We start from the raw sequence: 17,094 nt of genomic DNA, 5'->3' as shown, positions 1-17,094 counted from the left end.
CTTCTCGCGGGATTGATGACTCAAGCATTGCCGCGTGGACGTAGTGGGTATGTCCCCTCCCGATGAACAATGCACGCGGCGGAACAGGTACCCGCCGCGGTCGCCGCCGCAAATGGACTCGCGCCGACATTCGGGTCGTCGACGCAGGCGTGGCGCGCCATGCAATCGCGGGTACCGCGGTCGGCAACTTCATGGAGTGGTACGACTTCGGGGTCTACGGCTATATCGCCACCACGATTGCGCAGGTGTTCTATCCCGGCAACAGCGTCAGCGCCGTTCACCTCATCGCCACGTTCGGGACGTTGGCGGCGGCATACGTCGTGCGTCCGCTCGGCGGGTTCATCTTCGGTCCGCTCGGTGACCGCATCGGGCGCAAGCGGGTGCTGATGATCACGATCATGTTGATGACGGTAGGCACCACGACGAGCGGTCTGCTGCCCGGCTACAGCGTCATCGGCATCTGGGCGCCGATCCTGCTTGTCGTCGCGCGGGTCTTCCAAGGCCTGTCGACCGGCGGTGAGTACGTCGGGGCGATGACCTACTTGGGTGAGCAGGTCCCCGACCGCAAGCGGGGCATGATGGTCGGGTTCTTGCCGATGGGCAACCTGGTTGGGTTCGTGCTTGCCGGGCTAATGGTGACCGGGCTGCAAACCTGGCTGCCGAGCCACGACATGCTGATGTGGGGCTGGCGGATTCCGCTCTTGCTCAGCGCGCCATTCGGCGTTGTGGCCATCTATCTACGGCTGCGCCTCGCGGAATCCGCGGCCTACCAGAACGTCGGCGTCGGCGCGGGTGCACCGAATCGGCATGGCCTGCAACCGTTTTGGCGTACGCTGGTCCAGCAGTGGAAAGCCATGCTGATTTGCGCGGCTCTGGTGGTCACGTCCAGCTCGGCGGACTTCATGCTCACCGGATACTTGCCGACCTACCTCAAGGTGGTCGTGCGCGTCGGCCACGCCGCCGCGCTCGTGATGATTACCGCAACGTTGATGTTTCTCATGGTCGTTCTGGTGTTCGTCGCCTGGCTGTCCGACCACATCGGCGTCAAACCGATAATGTGGACCGGCTGCGGCCTGCTGATAGCGGCATCGATTCCGGCATTCCTGCTCATCCATTCCGGCGGCGGCTATCTGGTGATCTTCATCGGTGTGCTGTTGATCGGGTTGATGGAACTGTGCTTCGACGCAACTTCCCCGGCCATGCTGCCGGCGCTGTTTCCCACCGAGGTGCGCTACGGGGCGCTGGCCATTGCCTACAACATCTCCTTATCGGCGGTTGGCGGCTCCACCCCGCTGATCGCCCAATCGCTAGTGTCCGGGACCGGCAACGCGATGATGCCGGCATACATGCTGATCGTCGCGGGGCTGGTGGGGGCGGTGACGCTCCCGTTCACGCCAGAGGTGGCAGGTCGGCGGCTACCGGGATCAGCGCCCGCGGTGGAGACGGACCAGGAGGCCCGCGAATTGGTTGCCGACGACTAGCGACATCAGGGCTTCGGGGTTGCCGGGTGGCACTGCGGTGGGTATGCCGGTTGTCCGCCGCCGCCTCTGGGACTGCCGGGTCCGACGCGCCCGTATGGCCAGCATGGCCGATGGGCCGGCGCCGGCGGCTGAGTCGGAGTTGGTTGGCAGTCCGCGCATGGCGGGGTCGGGTCCAACGGGACGGCCCCGGCTGGTGCGGACGTCAGCGCAGAGATGCTGAGCCCGGCGGCGACGGCGACCGCGGCGGCCAGGCCTCTCAGGTACATCTCGTCGCCTCCCAGGCTTTCACCACGCGGACGCCGGCTCCGCGGCTGTATCGGTTTCCGCTACGGGTGCACCCTTATGCCGCCGGTGGTGCCAGATCTCGTAAGCCAATAGTGCAATCCCGACGATGCCGGTGCCCAGCGACACCAGAAGCAGCAGCGGGCTGACGTGGCCGGTGAGCGCGTCGCCGAGGATCACCACGGCCGCGGTGCCGGGCAGCACACCGGCCAGTGTCGCCAATGAGTAGGGCAACACCCGGATCGCCGACGCGCCGGCGGCATAGTTCAGCACTGAGAACGGCACCGCGGGAATCAATCGAAGCGACATCACCGAAATCCAGCCGCGGTCGCGCAGCCGGGCGTCGACGGTCTCCACTGCCTGGTGGCGGACCAGGGGACTGAGTTGCCAGCCGGCGGCACGGACCAACACCAGCGCGAGCACGGCGCTGGCCGTGCTGGCCACCACCGCCAGCGTTACGCCGAGCACCGGGCCGAACAGCAGACCGGCGGCCAACGTGAAAGCAGTCCGTGGGAATGGCAACACCGTCACCATGATGTGGGCAGCCAGAAAGGCCAGCGGGAACCATGGACCCGTCTTCGTCGCCCAGTCCCGCAGCTGTACCGCCGTGGGCAGCGGAACCAGTAGCGCCACCGCGACCAAGACCGCCGCTACCGATGCGGTCACCACCATCCGCCGCTTGGACACCTGGTGTGCCGTCGCAACGACTGCAGCGGCCAGGCCGCGCAGCGCGTCAGCAAATCTCCCGGTGGCGTGCGTCGTCACAAGGCTCAAGAGTACGGGTCGCGGCCTCCGGCGACGTCTACCGCAGTGACAGAAATCTCAACGGACAAATAACGACAACAGCTTCTTGCCCAACGGCATTGCCGCGCTATTTTCGGTGCAAACCGTGACGTGTGGGCCGGCCCGCCGGCGCAGTTCTCGCTGCAGCCTGTCATGCAGGGTGGAGCTCGCCGCCGCGCAACCATGGCAGGCGCCCAACATCCGAACGGTCACGGTGTGACCGACCACCGACACCAACTCGATGGACCCACCGTGCGATTCGGCAAGCGCGCCGATTGGTCCAGCGAGCAGCTCTGCGGCGATCGCGGCCAGCTGGCCGGTGTCGTCCGAGGCGTCGACCCGCCAACCCGCCGGGTCCAGCAGTGCGTCGGTGAGCGCTTCGCGGACGTCATCGCCGAGCTCGCGCCAACGGTTGCCGGCGCTGAGTGTGATCAGCGCTTCGCCTGTGCGGATGACGATCTCGTCGATCACCCCGCCGTCCAGCAAGGCGCCGAGGCGTCCAGGGGCCTGGCGGACGGGGCCGGCGGGCGGCAGCCGGTCGGCGGCGATCACCCAGCGCAGCTGTTGGGGGTCGGCGGTGGCCGTGGCTTGAATCGGGATCATGCGCCTAGGCCTACCGCAATCGACCGGGCAACAAACGCCATCACCCACGCCAGCGCAAACATGTAGGAAAACGCGAAGGCCGGCCACCGCCACGAGTTGGTTTCGCGGCGCATCACCGCGACCGTCGACATGCACTGCAACGCAAACATGAAATAGACCATCAGCGCGATGACGGTCGGCGCCGTGAACACCCGATGGCCGTGATCGTCCGTCATGGTTGCCAACGCTTCGCGCGGGTTGGCCGGGTTGGTGGCCGCCGACACCTGGCCCAGGGTGGAGACGAACACTTCGCGCGCCGAAAGCGAGCCGACCAACGCGACATTGGTGCGCCAATCGAAGCCCAGCGGTTGGAACACCGGTGCAACAGCTTTGCCGACATCGGCGCCGTAACTGTGGTTCATGACGTAGGCGCCTGCATCGGTCGAGGACAGGCCCTGGGTCTCGGCCTCGCGGAGCGGCAGATTGAGCAGCGCCCACAAGATCAAGGAAGTGCCCAGGATGATGGTCCCCGCCTTGCGCAAGAACACCTTGGCCGCACCCCACATCGCGGCCAGCAGCACCGTCGGCGACGGGAATCGATAGGGCGGCAGCTCCATCGTGAACGGCAACAGATCACCACGCAGAATCGTCGACTTGACCAGCGACGCGGCGATCAGCGAAGAGGCGCCGCCGCCCAGATAGAGCAGAAACATCGTGACACCCTGGGCGCTCAGCCCCCACCAGTGCGTTTGCGGTGACACCAGCAGACCGACCAACAGCGTGTACACCGGCAGCCGCGCCGAGCACGTCATCAACGGCGCCGTGACGATGGTGGCAATCCGGTCGCGCGACGACGGCAACGTCCGGGTGGCCATAATCCCCGGGATCGCGCAGGCGAAGGACGACAGCATCGCGACGAAGGCGCGGCCCTCCAGCCCCGTCTTGGCCATCACCCGATCCATCAAGAACGCTGCCCGCGACATGTAGCCGATGTTCTCCAGCAGCGCGATCAGCAAGAACAGCAACACGATCTGCGGGATGAACTGCAGCACAGTGCCGACCCCGCCGATAATCCCCTGGCCAAGCAGCCCGCGGAGGACGGGATTACCGATGTGCTCGGCCACCTGCTGGCCCAGCCAGGTCAGCCCGCCGCTGATGCCGTCCCGCAGCGGCGCAGCGATGGTGAACAGGGCTTGGAAGAAGCAGAACATCACCGCAAAAAACGCCACCGTGCCCCAGAGCGGGTGCAGCAGCACCCGGTCGATCCGGGCGGTGCGCCGATCCGGTTGCGGCGCAACGTAGTCGGCCGCGTCAAGCACCGACCGTCCCCAGGCGTCGACGGCGTCTTGGTCGGCTGGGGGGAGCACCGGCGGGCGTTGCCACCGGTCGAAGGCCCCCAACTGTGCCCGCAGCGCGTCGATGCCCGAACCGCGGTGCGCGACGACTGCCGCTACCGGGATGCCCAGTGCCGTCGACAACGCGTCGGCGTCGATACTGCCGCCGCGAGAAGCTAATTCGTCGCTCATGGTCAGCGCCAGCAAGCACGGCAGATCTAGCCGTAGCACCTGGCCCACCAGCATGATCGAGCGACGCAGTGTGGTGGCGTCAGTGACCAGGATCAGGGCGTCGGGGCGGTCGACCTCGGCGTATTCGCCGGTCAGCAGGTCGGTCACCACCTGCTCGTCGGGGCTGATCGGGTCGAGGCTGTAGGTGCCAGGCAGATCTTCCACGGCGATCGTCACGCCGTCGACTTTGGTGGCGCCGACGCTGCGCCCGACGGTGACGCCCGGATAGTTGCCGGTCTTGGCGCGCAACCCGGTCAGGTGATTAAAAACACTGGTCTTGCCGGCGTTCGGGCTGCCGACCAGGGCCACCCGCCGAGCACCGGCGACGGCGACCGGTGTGGCAGCGGCGTCATGGCATGCGGTCATCGGTCCGGTTCGGGGACGACAACGATCAGTTGCGCTTCCCGGCGGCGCAGGCACAGTTCGGTATCTTGAACCCGGTAAATGGTTGGATCGCCCAGCGGCGCGCGACGGATCACGTCGACTTGGGCCGAAGCTCGAAAACCTAACTGCCCCAGCCGATTTGCTATTACAGCAGTGGTATGTGGCAGCGTGCCCACTACCGTTGCCCGCTGGCCGGGCGGCAACTGGGCAAGCACGATCTCCGACGTGGATTGATCGCGTGTGCGCCGGGTCCGAGTCCGCATTATCGACCTAACGTTAACCGCTCTTACCGAAGTAAGGTACACCTAACTTACGCAGGCCGTCGGTGCTTCCCGGGCGTCCACCGGTCGCCTTTTGGGCGTCGCTGGACGTCAATTAGCCTGGTGATCACGTGGCAGGCCCAGCGTTGGAGCCGCCACATGCTGCGACAAAGGAGCCGCCGGTGTCAGTCGATGTGTCCGCTGCGCCCGCCGACCCCGCCCAGGGGCGCGCCCGATGGCGCACGGCGGTGGCCGGGGTGCTGGCCAAGAGCAAGAAGGGGGACGCCAGGGACATAGAGGCGCTGGGGCCCGAACCCGAGCAGCTGCTCGACAGCCCGACATATGAGGGCTTCGCGATCCGCCCGCTCTACACCGCCCTGGACGAACTGCCGGAGCCACCGCTGCCGGGCGAGTGGCCCTACCTGCGCGGTGGCGATGCGCTGCGGGACGTCAAGTCCGGATGGAAGGTCGCCGAGGCGCTTCCGGCCACCCCGGTAGCTGGAGTCGCAGCAAAAGACGTCAACGCAGCGGTGCTTGCCGGGCTGGCCGAAGGGGTCGGCGCGCTGCTGATTCGAGTGGGGGAGTCCGGTGTGGCCCCCGGGCAACTGGCGAAGGTGCTCGACGGCGTCTATCTGAGCATGGCGCCGGTGATCCTCGACGCCGGTGTCGACTACCAGGCGGCGTGCGACGCCCTGCTGGCGTTGGTGGCCGAGGTGGAGCCCGACCAGCGCGCGACGCTTTCCGTCGACCTGGGTGCAGACCCGCTGACCGCCTCGCTCAGCGACCGTCCGACCCCTCCGCTGCGGGAAGTCGTCGGCGTCGCCAAGCGGGTGGCCGGCAGCCGTGGTGTGCGGGCAATCACCGTCGACGGGCCCGCCTTCCACAATCTGGGAGCCAACGCCACGTGGGAACTCGCCGGCAGTGTCGCGGCCGCGGTGGCCTACCTTCGGGTGCTCACCGAGTCAGGCCTACCGGTCGCCCACGCTCTGCGTCAGATCAGTTTCCGCCTGGCTGCCGACGACGACCAGTTCATGACGACAGCCAAAGTGCGGGCCTTGCGCCAACTGTGGGCGCGGGTTGCTGAGGTCGCCGGCGAGCCAGAAGGCGGCGCGGCGGTCGTGCACGCCGAGACGTCGTTGCCGATGATGACCCAGCGCGACCCGTGGGTGAACATGCTGCGAACCACATTGGCCGCGTTCGGCGCTGGCGTCGGCGGCGCCGACACCGTGCTGGTGTTCCCGTTCGATGTGGCAATTCCAGACGGCTTCCCGGGCATGGCGACCAGTTTCGCGCGCCGGATGGCCCGCAACATTCAGCTGCTGCTGCTCGAAGAGGCGCACGTCGGCCGGATTCTGGATCCGGCGGGCGGATCGTGGTTCGTCGAGGACCTGACCGAACAGCTGGCCCAGCAGGCCTGGCAGCATTTCCAGGCCATCGAAAAGCACGGCGGGTTCGTCGACGCGCGCGACTACATCGCCGACCAGATCGGCGAGATCGCGGCACGGCGCGCCGACGACGTCGCGCATCGTCAGACTGCCATCACCGGCGTCAACGAATACCCGAACTTGAGCGAACCTGCGCTGCCGCAAAATAATTCGCAGCATTCACCGCTCGCGGCCGGCCATCTGATGCGCTATGCCGCCGCGATCGAAGCGCTGCGGGACCGCTCCGATGCCTACCTGGCCCGCACCGGTTCACGACCGCAGGTGCTGCTGTTGCCGCTGGGCCCGCTGGCCGAGCACAACATCAGGGCCACGTTCGCGGCGAACCTGTTGGCTTCCGGCGGCATTGAGGCGGTCAACCCGGGAACAGTCGACGCCAACGGTGTTGCTAAGGCGGTTGCTGATGCCGGTTCGCCCGCGGTGGCGGTTATCTGCGGCACCGACAACCGCTACCACAGCGAGGCGGCGGTGATCGTCGAGGCGGCCCGCCGCGAAGGAATCTCACGCATCTGCCTGGCCGGCCCGCAAAAAGCGGTAGCGGAGACAGACGCCAACCAGCAACCCGACGAGTTTCTGACCATGAAAATCAATGCGGTAGAAACTCTTTCCAGCCTGCTAACCCGGTTAGGGGCGTAGCGACAATGACGACCAGCGCGCCTGCTGTTGGCAGCTTCTCCGATATCCCATTGCACAGCGAACGCACCGTGCCGGCGTCGACCGAAGCCGCAGTCGAAAAGTACGTTGCCGCAGCGGCGGCCGCGCACGGGTACACGCCCGACCAGCTGGTCTGGCACACGCCGGAGGACATTGCGGTCAAACCGGTGTACATCGCCGCCGATCGCTCCGCTGTCGAGGCTGAAGGCTATCCGCTGAACACATTTCCCGGCGAGCCGCCGTTCCTGCGCGGGCCTTACCCGACGATGTATGTCAACCAGCCGTGGACAATCCGCCAGTACGCAGGTTTTTCCACTGCCGCGGAGTCCAACGCGTTCTACCGTCGCAACCTCGCCGCCGGGCAGAAGGGTCTGTCGGTCGCCTTCGACCTGGCTACCCACCGCGGCTACGACTCCGACCATCCTCGCGTTCAAGGTGACGTCGGAATGGCAGGTGTGGCAATCGATTCCATTCTCGATATGCGGCAGCTGTTCGACGGCATCGACTTGTCCACGGTATCGGTGTCGATGACCATGAACGGCGCTGTACTGCCGATCCTGGCGCTGTACGTCGTCGCCGCCGAGGAGCAGGGGGTGCCGCCGGAAAAACTGGCCGGCACCATCCAGAACGACATCCTCAAAGAGTTCATGGTGCGCAACACCTATATCTATCCGCCTAAGCCGTCGATGCGCATCATCTCCGACATCTTTGCCTACACCAGTGCAAAGATGCCGAAATTCAATTCCATCTCCATTTCCGGTTATCACATCCAAGAAGCAGGTGCCACGGCGGATCTGGAGCTGGCCTACACCTTGGCCGACGGTGTCGACTACATCAGGGCTGGGCTGGACGCCGAGCTGGACATCGACAAGTTCGCGCCGCGGCTGTCCTTCTTCTGGGGCATCGGGATGAACTTCTTTATGGAAGTGGCCAAACTGCGGGCAGGTCGGCTGCTGTGGAGCGAGCTGGTCGCTCAATTCAACCCGAAGAGCCCCAAATCCCTGTCGCTGCGCACACATTCGCAGACCTCCGGCTGGTCGCTAACCGCTCAAGACGCCTTCAACAACGTCGCTCGCACCTGCATCGAGGCGATGGCCGCAACCCAGGGCCACACCCAGTCGCTGCACACCAACGCACTCGACGAGGCGCTGGCGCTACCCACCGACTTCTCCGCCCGTATTGCCCGCAACACCCAGCTCGTACTGCAGCAAGAGTCGGGCACCACCAGGCCAATTGACCCCTGGGCCGGCTCCTATTACGTCGAGTGGCTGACCTACCAGCTCGCGCAACGAGCACGTGCCCATATCGCCGAGGTCGCCGAGCACGGTGGTATGGCGCAGGCCATCAGCGACGGTATTCCCAAGCTGCGCATCGAGGAAGCGGCCGCGCGTACTCAGGCCCGCATCGACTCCGGGACCCAACCCGTGATCGGGGTGAACAAATACCAGGTCGAAGAGGATCAAGAGGTCGAGGTACTCAAGGTCGAGAACAGCCGGGTGCGTGCCGAGCAGCTGGCCAAACTCCAAGAGCTGCGGGCAAACCGGGACAAACAGGCCGTCGAGTCCGCGCTGGCCGAGTTGTCCCGGGCTGCTGCTGCGCACGGGCGCGCCGGGGCGGACGGGCTGGCCAACAACCTGCTGGCGCTGGCTATCAACGCCGCACGGGCCAAGGCCACGGTCGGCGAGATCTCCGATGCACTCGAGAAGGTATACGGGCGACACCAAGCCGAGATCCGTACCATCGCCGGGGTCTACCGCGACGAAGCTGGAAAGGCCGGCAACATGGTCACCGCGACTGAACTCGTCGAGAAGTTCGCCGAGGCCGACGGCCGTCGTCCCAGAATTCTGGTGGCCAAGATGGGCCAGGACGGCCACGATCGCGGGCAGAAGGTGATCGCAACGGCGTTCGCCGACATCGGCTTTGACGTCGACGTCGGGTCGTTGTTCTCGACGCCCGACGAGGTAGCACGCCAGGCCGCCGACAACGACGTGCACGTGGTCGGGGTGTCCTCGTTGGCAGCCGGCCACCTGACCCTGGTTCCCGCGCTGCGAGACGCACTGGCCGGAGTAGGTCGGCCCGACATCATGATCGTGGTGGGCGGAGTCATCCCGCCTGGCGACTTCGACGAGCTGTACGCCGCCGGCGCCACCGCGATCTTCCCGCCTGGCACCGTGATCGCTGACGCCGCAATCGATCTGCTGAAGAAGCTGGCAGAGCGCCGCGGGTACACCCTCTAGCCACATGGAGACTGAGAACGGCGACAGCGTTGACGAACTCGCCGCAGCTGTTTGCGGCGGCGACCGTGCGGCGCTGCCGCGCGCCATCACGCTGGTCGAATCCACCCGCGCCGACCATCGCGAGCTGGCACAGCAGCTGCTACTGGCGCTGATGCCGGCGGCCGGAAACGCCCATCACGTGGGCATCACCGGGGTGCCCGGCGTCGGCAAATCGACCACCATCGAGGCGCTCGGCATGGACCTGATCGGTCGTGGCCATCGGGTGGCGGTGCTGGCCGTCGACCCGTCGTCGACTCGCACCGGCGGATCGATCTTGGGCGACAAGACCCGGATGCCGCAGCTGGCAAGCCATCCCGACGCCTACATCCGCCCGTCGCCGACATCGGGCACACTCGGCGGAGTGGCCAAAGCCACCCGGGAAACCATCGTGTTGTTGGAGGCCGCCGGGTTCGACGTGATCCTGGTGGAGACTGTCGGTGTCGGCCAATCCGAGGTGGCGGTGTCCAACATGGTCGACACCTTCATCTTCCTGACGCTGGCGCGCACCGGTGATCAATTGCAGGGCATCAAGAAAGGCGTCCTGGAACTCGCCGACATCGTCGTGGTGAACAAAGCCGACGGCGAGCACCTTGGTGAGGCACGCTCGGCCGCGCGCGAACTTTCCGGAGCGATCCGGCTAATCTATCCGCGCGAAACACTCTGGCGTCCACCGGTTCTTACCATGAGCGCGTTGGAAGGTACTGGATTAGAAGAGCTATGGGAAACCGTCGAGCGACATCGGAAGGTGCTCAGCGAGGCGGGTGAGTTCGAGGCGCGCCGGCGTACCCAGCAGGTCGACTGGACGTGGCAGATGGTCCGGGACACAGTCCTGGACCGGGTACTCTCCAACCCCGCGGTGCGCAAAGCCCGCGCGGAGGTCGAGCGCCAGGTCCTGGCTGGGGAATTGACGCCGGCACTGGCGGCTCAGCAAATACTTAGGCTCAGCTCGATAACGGATAGGTAAATCTTGAGTTGTTTGCGAGCGGCAACGGTAAATTCGACAGTATGACCCTCGAAGTGGTGGGCAATCGCCGGTCGGTGCTGCCGCGCGGTGTTCATGGCGCAGCCGATCCGCACTTTGCTTGCGCGGTGCGCAGCTTCGCCGGGCTGTTCCCGGGACGCCGATTCGGTGGCGGTGCGATGGCGGTCTATCTCCACGGCGAACCGGTGGTGGACGTCTGGACCGGATGGGCGGATCGGCGCGGACGGGTGCCATGGTCGGCAGACACCGCCGCCACGGTGTTCTCGGCGACAAAAGGCATGGCGTCGACCGTTATTCATCGGCTCGTTGACCGCGGATTGATCGACTACGACGCGCCGGTCGCCGAGTACTGGCGGGAGTTCGGTGCCAATGGCAAAGCGAACATCACCGTCCGCCAGGTGATGCGGCACCGAGCCGGTCTGTCGGCGTTGCACGGCGCCAGCAAGGAAGACTTGCTGAATCACGAAGTGATGGAAGAGCGTCTTGCGGCAGCACCGGCGGGATACTCGTTCGACAAACCGGCGTATCACGCGCTGACTTACGGCTGGCTGATGTCGGGCCTGGCCCGGGCGGTCACCGGCCAGGGTATGCGCGAGCTGATCCGCCAGGAGCTGGCGGAGCCGCTGGACACCGACGGCTTGCATCTGGGCCGTCCGCCCGTCGAATCACCAACCCGCCCAGCGCAGATCATCATGCCGCAGAGCGCGATCGCCAATCCGATATTCAACGCGGTAGCACCGAAAATCGCTGCGCTGCCACTGTCTGGCGGATTCGGCTCCATGTATTTCCCGGGCATGAAAGCCTTTGTGCAAGGCGATATCCCGATGATGGACGCTGAGATGCCGGCCGCCAACGGAGTGGCGACCGCGCGTGGACTGGCTCGGATGTACGGCGCGATCGCCAACGGCGGCCAAATCGACGGTACCCAGTTCCTGTCCCGTGAGCTGGTGGCAGGCCTGACGGGACGAAAGAGCCTGCGGCTGGACCGTAACATCTTGGTGCCGATGGCCTTTCACCTCGGGTATCACAGCGTGCCGTTCAACGCGATGCCTGGATTCGGTCATATCGGGCTAGGCGGCTCGCTCGGTTGGGCCGATCCCGCAAGCGGCCTGGCGGTCGGATACGTGCACAACCGGCTGCTGTCGCCGCTCGTTTTGGTCGATCACGCGGGATTCGTCTTGACGAACAGCTTGATCCGGCGGGCCGCCACCGAGGCCCGGAATCACGGGCTGGAAAGGGTGGCCGACTTCGGCTCGCCCTACCCCGAGCCCGGAGCCGTTGCCGGCTAACCGGTTTACCAAGCACTCTTCAGCTGGAAACCGACCTTCAAGGTCACCTGGAAATGCGTGCGGCCCGGCCCTGGCGAACCGTTGCAAGCCGGGCCGCGTCGTTACGACATCGCAGCACTACAATTCATTGGGAACTCAACATTTGGCGGGCGCAGCGGCGACCAATGAAGGTAAAGAGATACCTGTGAGCGGTTCTTTCATTTCGGATGTGCTGCGTGAGCGTGCCGGTTTCAGGCCGAATGGCACTGCCTTCACGTTCGTTGACTACGAGCAGGATTGGGCCGGTGTTACCAAAAGCCTTACCTGGTCTCAGGCGTATCGGCGAACCTTAAACGTTGCACATGAGCTCGGCCTTCGCGCGTCGACTGGCGACCGGGCGGTGATATTGGCACCACAGGGGCTCGACTACATCGCCGCGTTTCTGGGAGCGTTGCAGGCCGGGCTCATCGCAGTTCCGCTTTCGGCTCCTATGAGCGGCGCCCACGATGAGCGGGTTGATTCGATCCTGCATGACACATCGCCGTCGGTCATTTTAACGACCTCCTCGGTCGTCAGCGATGTCCGCAAGTACGCCCAACCACACAACGGTGAATCCGGTCCATCAGTCATCGAGGTTGATTCGCTGGACCTGGACTACTCCCGAGCAGCGCCGCGCAGGCTCAATACTCCACCCGCTACTGCCTACTTGCAATACACGTCTGGGTCGACCCGTCGGCCCGCCGGGGTCATGATCTCGCACCGGAATCTTCTGGCCAACTTTAAACAGATCATGTCCGACTACTTTCTGGAGTATGGAAAGGTTGCTCCGCCGGGCACCGCTACTGTGTCGTGGCTGCCGTTCTATCATGATCTGGGTTTGATCTTAGGAATTTGCGCACCGATTCTGGCCGGCGTCCCGGGTGTGTTCACGAGTCCAGTGGCGTTTTTGCAGCGTCCAGCCCGTTGGATGCAATTGGTTGCCAGCAGTGGTCATGTGTTTTCCGCGGCGCCGAACTTCGCTTTCGACTTGGCGGCACGGAAAACCACCGACGAGGACATGGCCGGGCTGGATCTCGGGGACGTGCTAATCATCCAAAACGGTGCCGAGCGAGTGCAGCCCACGACGCTGCGGCGCTTTACTGAGCGGTTCGCCAAGTTCAATCTCCGCGACACGGTGATACGGCCATCGTATGGGCTTGCAGAAGCAACGGTCTACGTGGCGACCCGGGCACCGGCTCAGCCGCCACGAATCGTGCACTTCGAATCGGACAAACTGTCCGCCGGCCGCGCGAAGCGCTGCGAAAGCGGAGACGGTAGGCCGCTCATCAGTTACGGCGCACCGCGGTCGCAGACAATCCGCATCGTCGATCCCGATACCTGTATCGAGTGTCCCCCAGAAACCGTCGGTGAGATCTGGGTGCATGGCGCGAACGTCGCGACGGGCTATTGGCAGAGACCTCAAGAGACGGAAAGCACCTTCGGCGCAAGGCTTCTCACTTCGTCCACTGGCACGCCGCAAGAGCCATGGCTACGTACCGGGGACTCGGGCTTCTTCTTCGATGGCGAGTTGTTCATCATCGGCCGCAACAAGGACCTGTTGATCGTCTATGGGCGCAACCACTCTCCTGACGACATCGAAGCGACGGTCTGGGAGATCACGCGGGGACGTTGCGCGGCGATATCGGTCACGGATGAGGACACGGAGAAGCTGGTCGCGATCATCGAGTTCACGATGCGTGCGGACTCCGACGAGGTCGCGATGGACAAGCTCGTCAGCGTCAAAGGCGAAGTTAGCTCGGCGATTTCAAACTTGCACGGTCTCGCTGTCGCGGATCTCGTTCTGGTAGCACCTGGTTCGATTCCTATCACCACCAGTGGCAAGGTCAGGCGGGCTGCGTGCGCCGAGCAGTACCGGCAAAATCAATTCACCCGCTTGGATGCTTAAGCGCGCCGCGAATAAGGCTTCCGCGAGGAAACTTGCCTGGCAAGTTGTGCAAGTCGCGTTGATGTCGAGCCCCGCGCCAACCACTTAGTCAAAAGATGTAGCCGCCGACAGCCCATGCCCGTTTCGCCGGTCGCTCAATCACCTTGGTGGGCTTGCCGTCCTTAAATAGGGCGTCCTGGCGCACCACACCCCTGCGGACCGCGTCGCCCCACGCCCTCGCCGGCCCAATGCCGTAGGAACGCCAGGGGCACAGATCATCCATGATTACCACCGTTTCGCGGGTGCATAGCGCGCACACGTTGGCCAGGTCAGCCACGGCGACCTCGTACTCATGCCCGCCGTCGATGAACACCAGATCGAACCGCGAATCGGGATTGCGACGGGCGTATTCCGGCACGCTCTCGCGGGAGTCTCCGTAGATCAGCGTATGCCGGCCGGGGAATTTGCTGTCGATCAACTTCTTAGCCGTCCGCACCGACGCATGCTCGTTCAGGTCAAACGCAACGACATGGGTGTGGGGGTGGGCGTTGAGGAAGGCGTAGCTTGAGGTGCCGGTATTGAATCCGATTTCTGCAATCCGGCGCGCGTTTGTGCGCTGCACGATGGACATCAGGAAGCGCAGTTGTCGTGCGGAACTCGTTCCCTCCATCGGGAATCGCCCTCGCAGCCACAGATACCGCAGGATCTCCCACTGAATCCCTCGCGCGCCCTGCACTGACGTTAACCTCTCTCCAGCCGTGACCGAGCAGCAAGCAAATCAACGATTAAAGTCTCGGTCATCCGTTCCGTCCCTAGCTTCACCGAGTCGGCCTCGCTTAGACGCTGTTGGCGCCGGGGAGAATTCGTCAATCGATCTCGCCCGCCAGGCCGAACTCAGCCAGCATATGCGCGGCAACCTCACGCAAAGGGGGCTTTATGTTCTCGACACCAGGTTGATAGCCGATGATGGTGGCGGCGATCTTGCCGTCCACCTCAGATGCTTCCTATCCCGCTGGTCAGTAGGAAGACTCCCGTCACCGCGGCGATGGCGGGGGGGAGCTGCCGACGGTGAGCACGCATCCAGTCGTGTGCGTGCAGCATGACCGCGTAGGTCCTCTCCGGTGTCACCAGGTGGCTGACGAGCGGGATCTCGACGGCTGCAAGCACCACAACGGTGAACATCATTGCTGCGCTGATCTGCGTAACCATAGGGGCGCCCGAGGTCAGGATGGCGGCGATTGCGATCTGATACTCGACGTGCGGCGGCGCTGATCCGAAGCCGGCCACAAACGGCACCCACAGACACCCGCCTACCAGCGCACCGCGGGCGCGCGTCGACAGCCGGGAAAATGCGTTCGCTGGGCTCGGCTCCGATACCAGAACCGGCGAATCACCGCTGGGTATCGCCACCGTCGCTCGCTGACGCAATCGCGCGGACAGTAGCGCGGCGATCAGCAGCGCGCACGCACCAATGACGATTCCGACATACCCGCTCTTAAGGGCTGCAAACGCAGACGCCACGTGTTGGGTAACCATAAGTGCGAAGTCGTGCAGCAGCATTACTGAACCGAGGGCGATGGCGGTGCCCGATGCCATACCGCCGAGCCAGAACACGAGCAAGTTGACCAGGGGCCGTGGCCGCGAAATCAAGAGTGCGACGATGGCGAGGCGCGTTGGGTCTGGCGCCACCACAAGCGCAAGCGCCAGCACCGTACCCCATATCATCGGCGGAGCCCGTCTTCTAGTAGATCGGCGGCGGTGGTAACGCTGGCGGCGGGTTTGGTCATGTGGGTCGCGACCTCGCGGGCTCGGGTGAGGTATTGCGGGGCGAGGATGGCGCGGAGGTCGGCAACCAGGGTCTCCCGGGTGGTGCTCGACAATCGCCGAGCGGAGCCGACTTTCAGCCGTTTGATTTGCGCTGCCCAGATTGGTTGATCGGCCCCCATCCACAGGATCAGGGTGGGGATTCCGGCGCGTATTCCGGCGGCGGTGGTGCCCGCGCCGCCTTTGTGGACGACGGCGCGGCAGGTGGGAAAGATGGCCGCGTGGTTGACGTCGCTCACGATTTTTACGTGGTCGACATGGGGGATGTGGCGAAAGTCGCTGCCGCCCGAGCAGATCAGGGCTCGTTCGTCTAGCTGCGCGCAGGCGCTGCTGATCAGTTCTACTGTGCTGGCGGGAGATTCGAGCGGCATGCTGCCAAAGCCGAAGTAGATCGGTGGTGTTCCAGCGGCAATCCATGAGAAGACGTCGTCGTCGTTATCCGTCGGCAACTCCATTGTCAGCACGCCGGTAAAGGGTCTTCGGCCAGCCCAATCCGCCCACTCCGCTGCCAGCCCGGGGAAGCAGAACTCGTCGTAGGCCTGGATCTCGAGCGATCCGCGTTCGGCGATCCGTCGCGGTGACGGGCCTGTTGTCTTGGGCAGGCCCAATTCAGCGCGCTGCGTGTCCTCGGCCTGCTTCGTCATGCCCCGATATATCCACCAGGCCATCGTCATTGCTGAGCGCATCAGCGGTGAGGGCAGCCCCGGAATGAGCTGGCCGTTCACGCACATCGGGAAGTAGTGCAGTGCGGCCAGCGGAATGTCGTAATACTCCGCGACATTGGCGGCGACCTCCTGGAAAGGCGCGCCCGTCACTAGCAGGTCGGCCCCGTCCGCCAGCGACGTCAGGGTCTTGCTCATCTCCGCAAAACCCCGTGTGGCGAACTCTATAGCTTCGCGGACTGCGTGCACCAACTTGATCGGATGGTGGATCTTCCAGAAGTTGCGGGCGAAATCCTTCGGCTCCAGTTGCCACTGCGGCCCGGAGGCGACTGCCGCAAGGCCGGCCGATTCGACGAAGCCAACCAGGTCCGGCGGGACCGCCATGACCACTTCGTGGCCGCGGCGCAGAAGCTCCAGGCCAACGGCGGCGCAGGGCTCGACATCGCCGCGAAGTCCATGGGCTGCCAACGCAAATTTCATTGGCGGAGCCTGTCTTCTAGTAGATCGGCGGCGGTGGTAACGCTGGCGGCGGGTTTGGTCATGTGGGTGGCGACCTCTCGGGCTTGGGTGAGGTGGTGCGGGGCGAGGATGGCGCGGAGATCGGACACCAGCGATTCCCAGGTGGTGCTCGAGAAGCGCCGGGCGGAGCCGACTTTCAGCCGTTTGATTTGCGCTGCCCAGATTTGGTAGACCTGGCCCGTTACTAGCAGTTCGGCCCAGTCCGG

At 64.7% G+C, this 17,094-nt stretch carries 14 protein-coding genes and 1 pseudogene; 6 read left to right on the top strand and 9 right to left on the bottom strand.

Features of this window, described 5'->3' with window-relative positions; all coding sequences use genetic code 11:
• The first annotated feature begins 62 nt into the window (after positions 1-62).
• Positions 63-1,481, top strand: coding sequence for an MFS transporter (locus tag WB785_RS15620; RefSeq protein WP_424080230.1), 1,419 nt, complete (start codon positions 63-65; stop codon positions 1,479-1,481).
• A 285-nt stretch (positions 1,482-1,766) separates the two neighbouring features.
• Here the strand turns inward: WB785_RS15620 and WB785_RS15615 are convergent, their stop codons facing one another.
• Genes WB785_RS15615 through WB785_RS15600 form a run of 4 tightly spaced genes read right to left on the bottom strand, consistent with a single transcriptional unit; the run spans position 1,767 to position 5,340 of the window.
• The gene (locus WB785_RS15615) at positions 1,767-2,528 is read right to left on the bottom strand and encodes a TVP38/TMEM64 family protein (RefSeq protein ID WP_424080229.1); all 762 of its coding nucleotides are present in this window, start codon (positions 2,526-2,528) and stop codon (positions 1,767-1,769) included.
• 57 nt (positions 2,529-2,585) lie between these two features.
• Positions 2,586-3,149 carry a NifU family protein gene (locus tag WB785_RS15610; protein ID WP_424080228.1) on the bottom strand — a complete coding sequence of 188 codons (564 nt, stop codon included), beginning with the start codon at positions 3,147-3,149 and terminating at the stop codon, positions 2,586-2,588.
• Positions 3,146-5,059 carry a ferrous iron transporter B gene (gene feoB / locus WB785_RS15605; protein ID WP_424080227.1) on the bottom strand — a complete coding sequence of 638 codons (1,914 nt, stop codon included), beginning with the start codon at positions 5,057-5,059 and terminating at the stop codon, positions 3,146-3,148. Before feoB ends, WB785_RS15610 begins: the two co-directional genes overlap by 4 nt.
• Positions 5,056-5,340 (bottom strand): FeoA family protein, encoded by a 285-nt coding sequence (locus tag WB785_RS15600; protein WP_424080226.1) that lies wholly within the window; start codon positions 5,338-5,340, stop codon positions 5,056-5,058. Before WB785_RS15600 ends, feoB begins: the two co-directional genes overlap by 4 nt.
• Before the next feature lie 191 nt (positions 5,341-5,531).
• Here WB785_RS15600 and mutA point away from each other — a divergent pair, with 191 nt between their 5' ends.
• The 5 genes from mutA to WB785_RS15575 all read left to right on the top strand — a co-directional run bounded on the left by mutA (position 5,532) and on the right by WB785_RS15575 (position 13,904).
• Positions 5,532-7,415, top strand: coding sequence for a methylmalonyl-CoA mutase small subunit (gene mutA, locus WB785_RS15595; RefSeq protein ID WP_424080249.1), 1,884 nt, complete (start codon positions 5,532-5,534; stop codon positions 7,413-7,415).
• Positions 7,416-7,420: 5 nt separating this feature from the next.
• Positions 7,421-9,670: a methylmalonyl-CoA mutase gene (gene scpA, locus WB785_RS15590; RefSeq protein ID WP_424080225.1), complete on the top strand. Its 2,250-nt coding sequence runs from the start codon at positions 7,421-7,423 to the stop codon at positions 9,668-9,670.
• 4 nt (positions 9,671-9,674) lie between these two features.
• Positions 9,675-10,673 (top strand): methylmalonyl Co-A mutase-associated GTPase MeaB, encoded by a 999-nt coding sequence (gene meaB, locus WB785_RS15585; protein WP_424080224.1) that lies wholly within the window; start codon positions 9,675-9,677, stop codon positions 10,671-10,673.
• A 41-nt stretch (positions 10,674-10,714) separates the two neighbouring features.
• Positions 10,715-11,980, top strand: a complete 1,266-nt coding sequence (locus WB785_RS15580) for a serine hydrolase domain-containing protein (protein ID WP_424080223.1) — start codon at positions 10,715-10,717, stop codon at positions 11,978-11,980.
• Positions 11,981-12,164: 184 nt separating this feature from the next.
• Positions 12,165-13,904, top strand: a complete 1,740-nt coding sequence (locus tag WB785_RS15575) for an AMP-binding protein (RefSeq protein WP_424080248.1) — start codon at positions 12,165-12,167, stop codon at positions 13,902-13,904.
• Positions 13,905-13,992: 88 nt separating this feature from the next.
• On the opposite strand, the gene WB785_RS15570 is transcribed toward WB785_RS15575, so the two are convergent.
• The 5 genes and pseudogenes from WB785_RS15570 to WB785_RS15550 form a co-directional block, all read right to left on the bottom strand.
• Complete coding sequence (locus WB785_RS15570; RefSeq protein WP_424080222.1) at positions 13,993-14,619, bottom strand: class I SAM-dependent methyltransferase; 627 nt, start codon at positions 14,617-14,619, stop codon at positions 13,993-13,995.
• A 130-nt stretch (positions 14,620-14,749) separates the two neighbouring features.
• Positions 14,750-14,875, bottom strand: a complete 126-nt coding sequence (locus tag WB785_RS15565; RefSeq protein WP_424080221.1) for a hypothetical protein — start codon at positions 14,873-14,875, stop codon at positions 14,750-14,752.
• 1 nt (position 14,876) lies between these two features.
• Positions 14,877-15,608 carry a GAP family protein gene (locus WB785_RS15560; RefSeq protein ID WP_424080220.1) on the bottom strand — a complete coding sequence of 244 codons (732 nt, stop codon included), beginning with the start codon at positions 15,606-15,608 and terminating at the stop codon, positions 14,877-14,879.
• Entirely contained in the window at positions 15,605-16,849 is a 1,245-nt protein-coding gene (locus tag WB785_RS15555; protein ID WP_424080219.1) for a glycosyltransferase, read from the bottom strand. The genes WB785_RS15560 and WB785_RS15555 overlap by 4 nt, the downstream gene beginning before the upstream one ends.
• A pseudogene (locus tag WB785_RS15550) lies at positions 16,846-17,052 on the bottom strand (glycosyl transferase); the annotation flags it as partial. The gene WB785_RS15555 and the pseudogene WB785_RS15550, both read right to left, overlap by 4 nt.
• Positions 17,053-17,094 lie beyond the last annotated feature (42 nt).

Source organism: Mycobacterium sp. (genome assembly GCF_049585075.1).
In the GTDB taxonomy this organism is placed as follows: Bacteria; Actinomycetota; Actinomycetes; order Mycobacteriales; family Mycobacteriaceae; genus Mycobacterium.
Note: the sequence above shows the minus strand (reverse complement) of the source record. Positions and strands in the feature narration are given on the sequence as shown.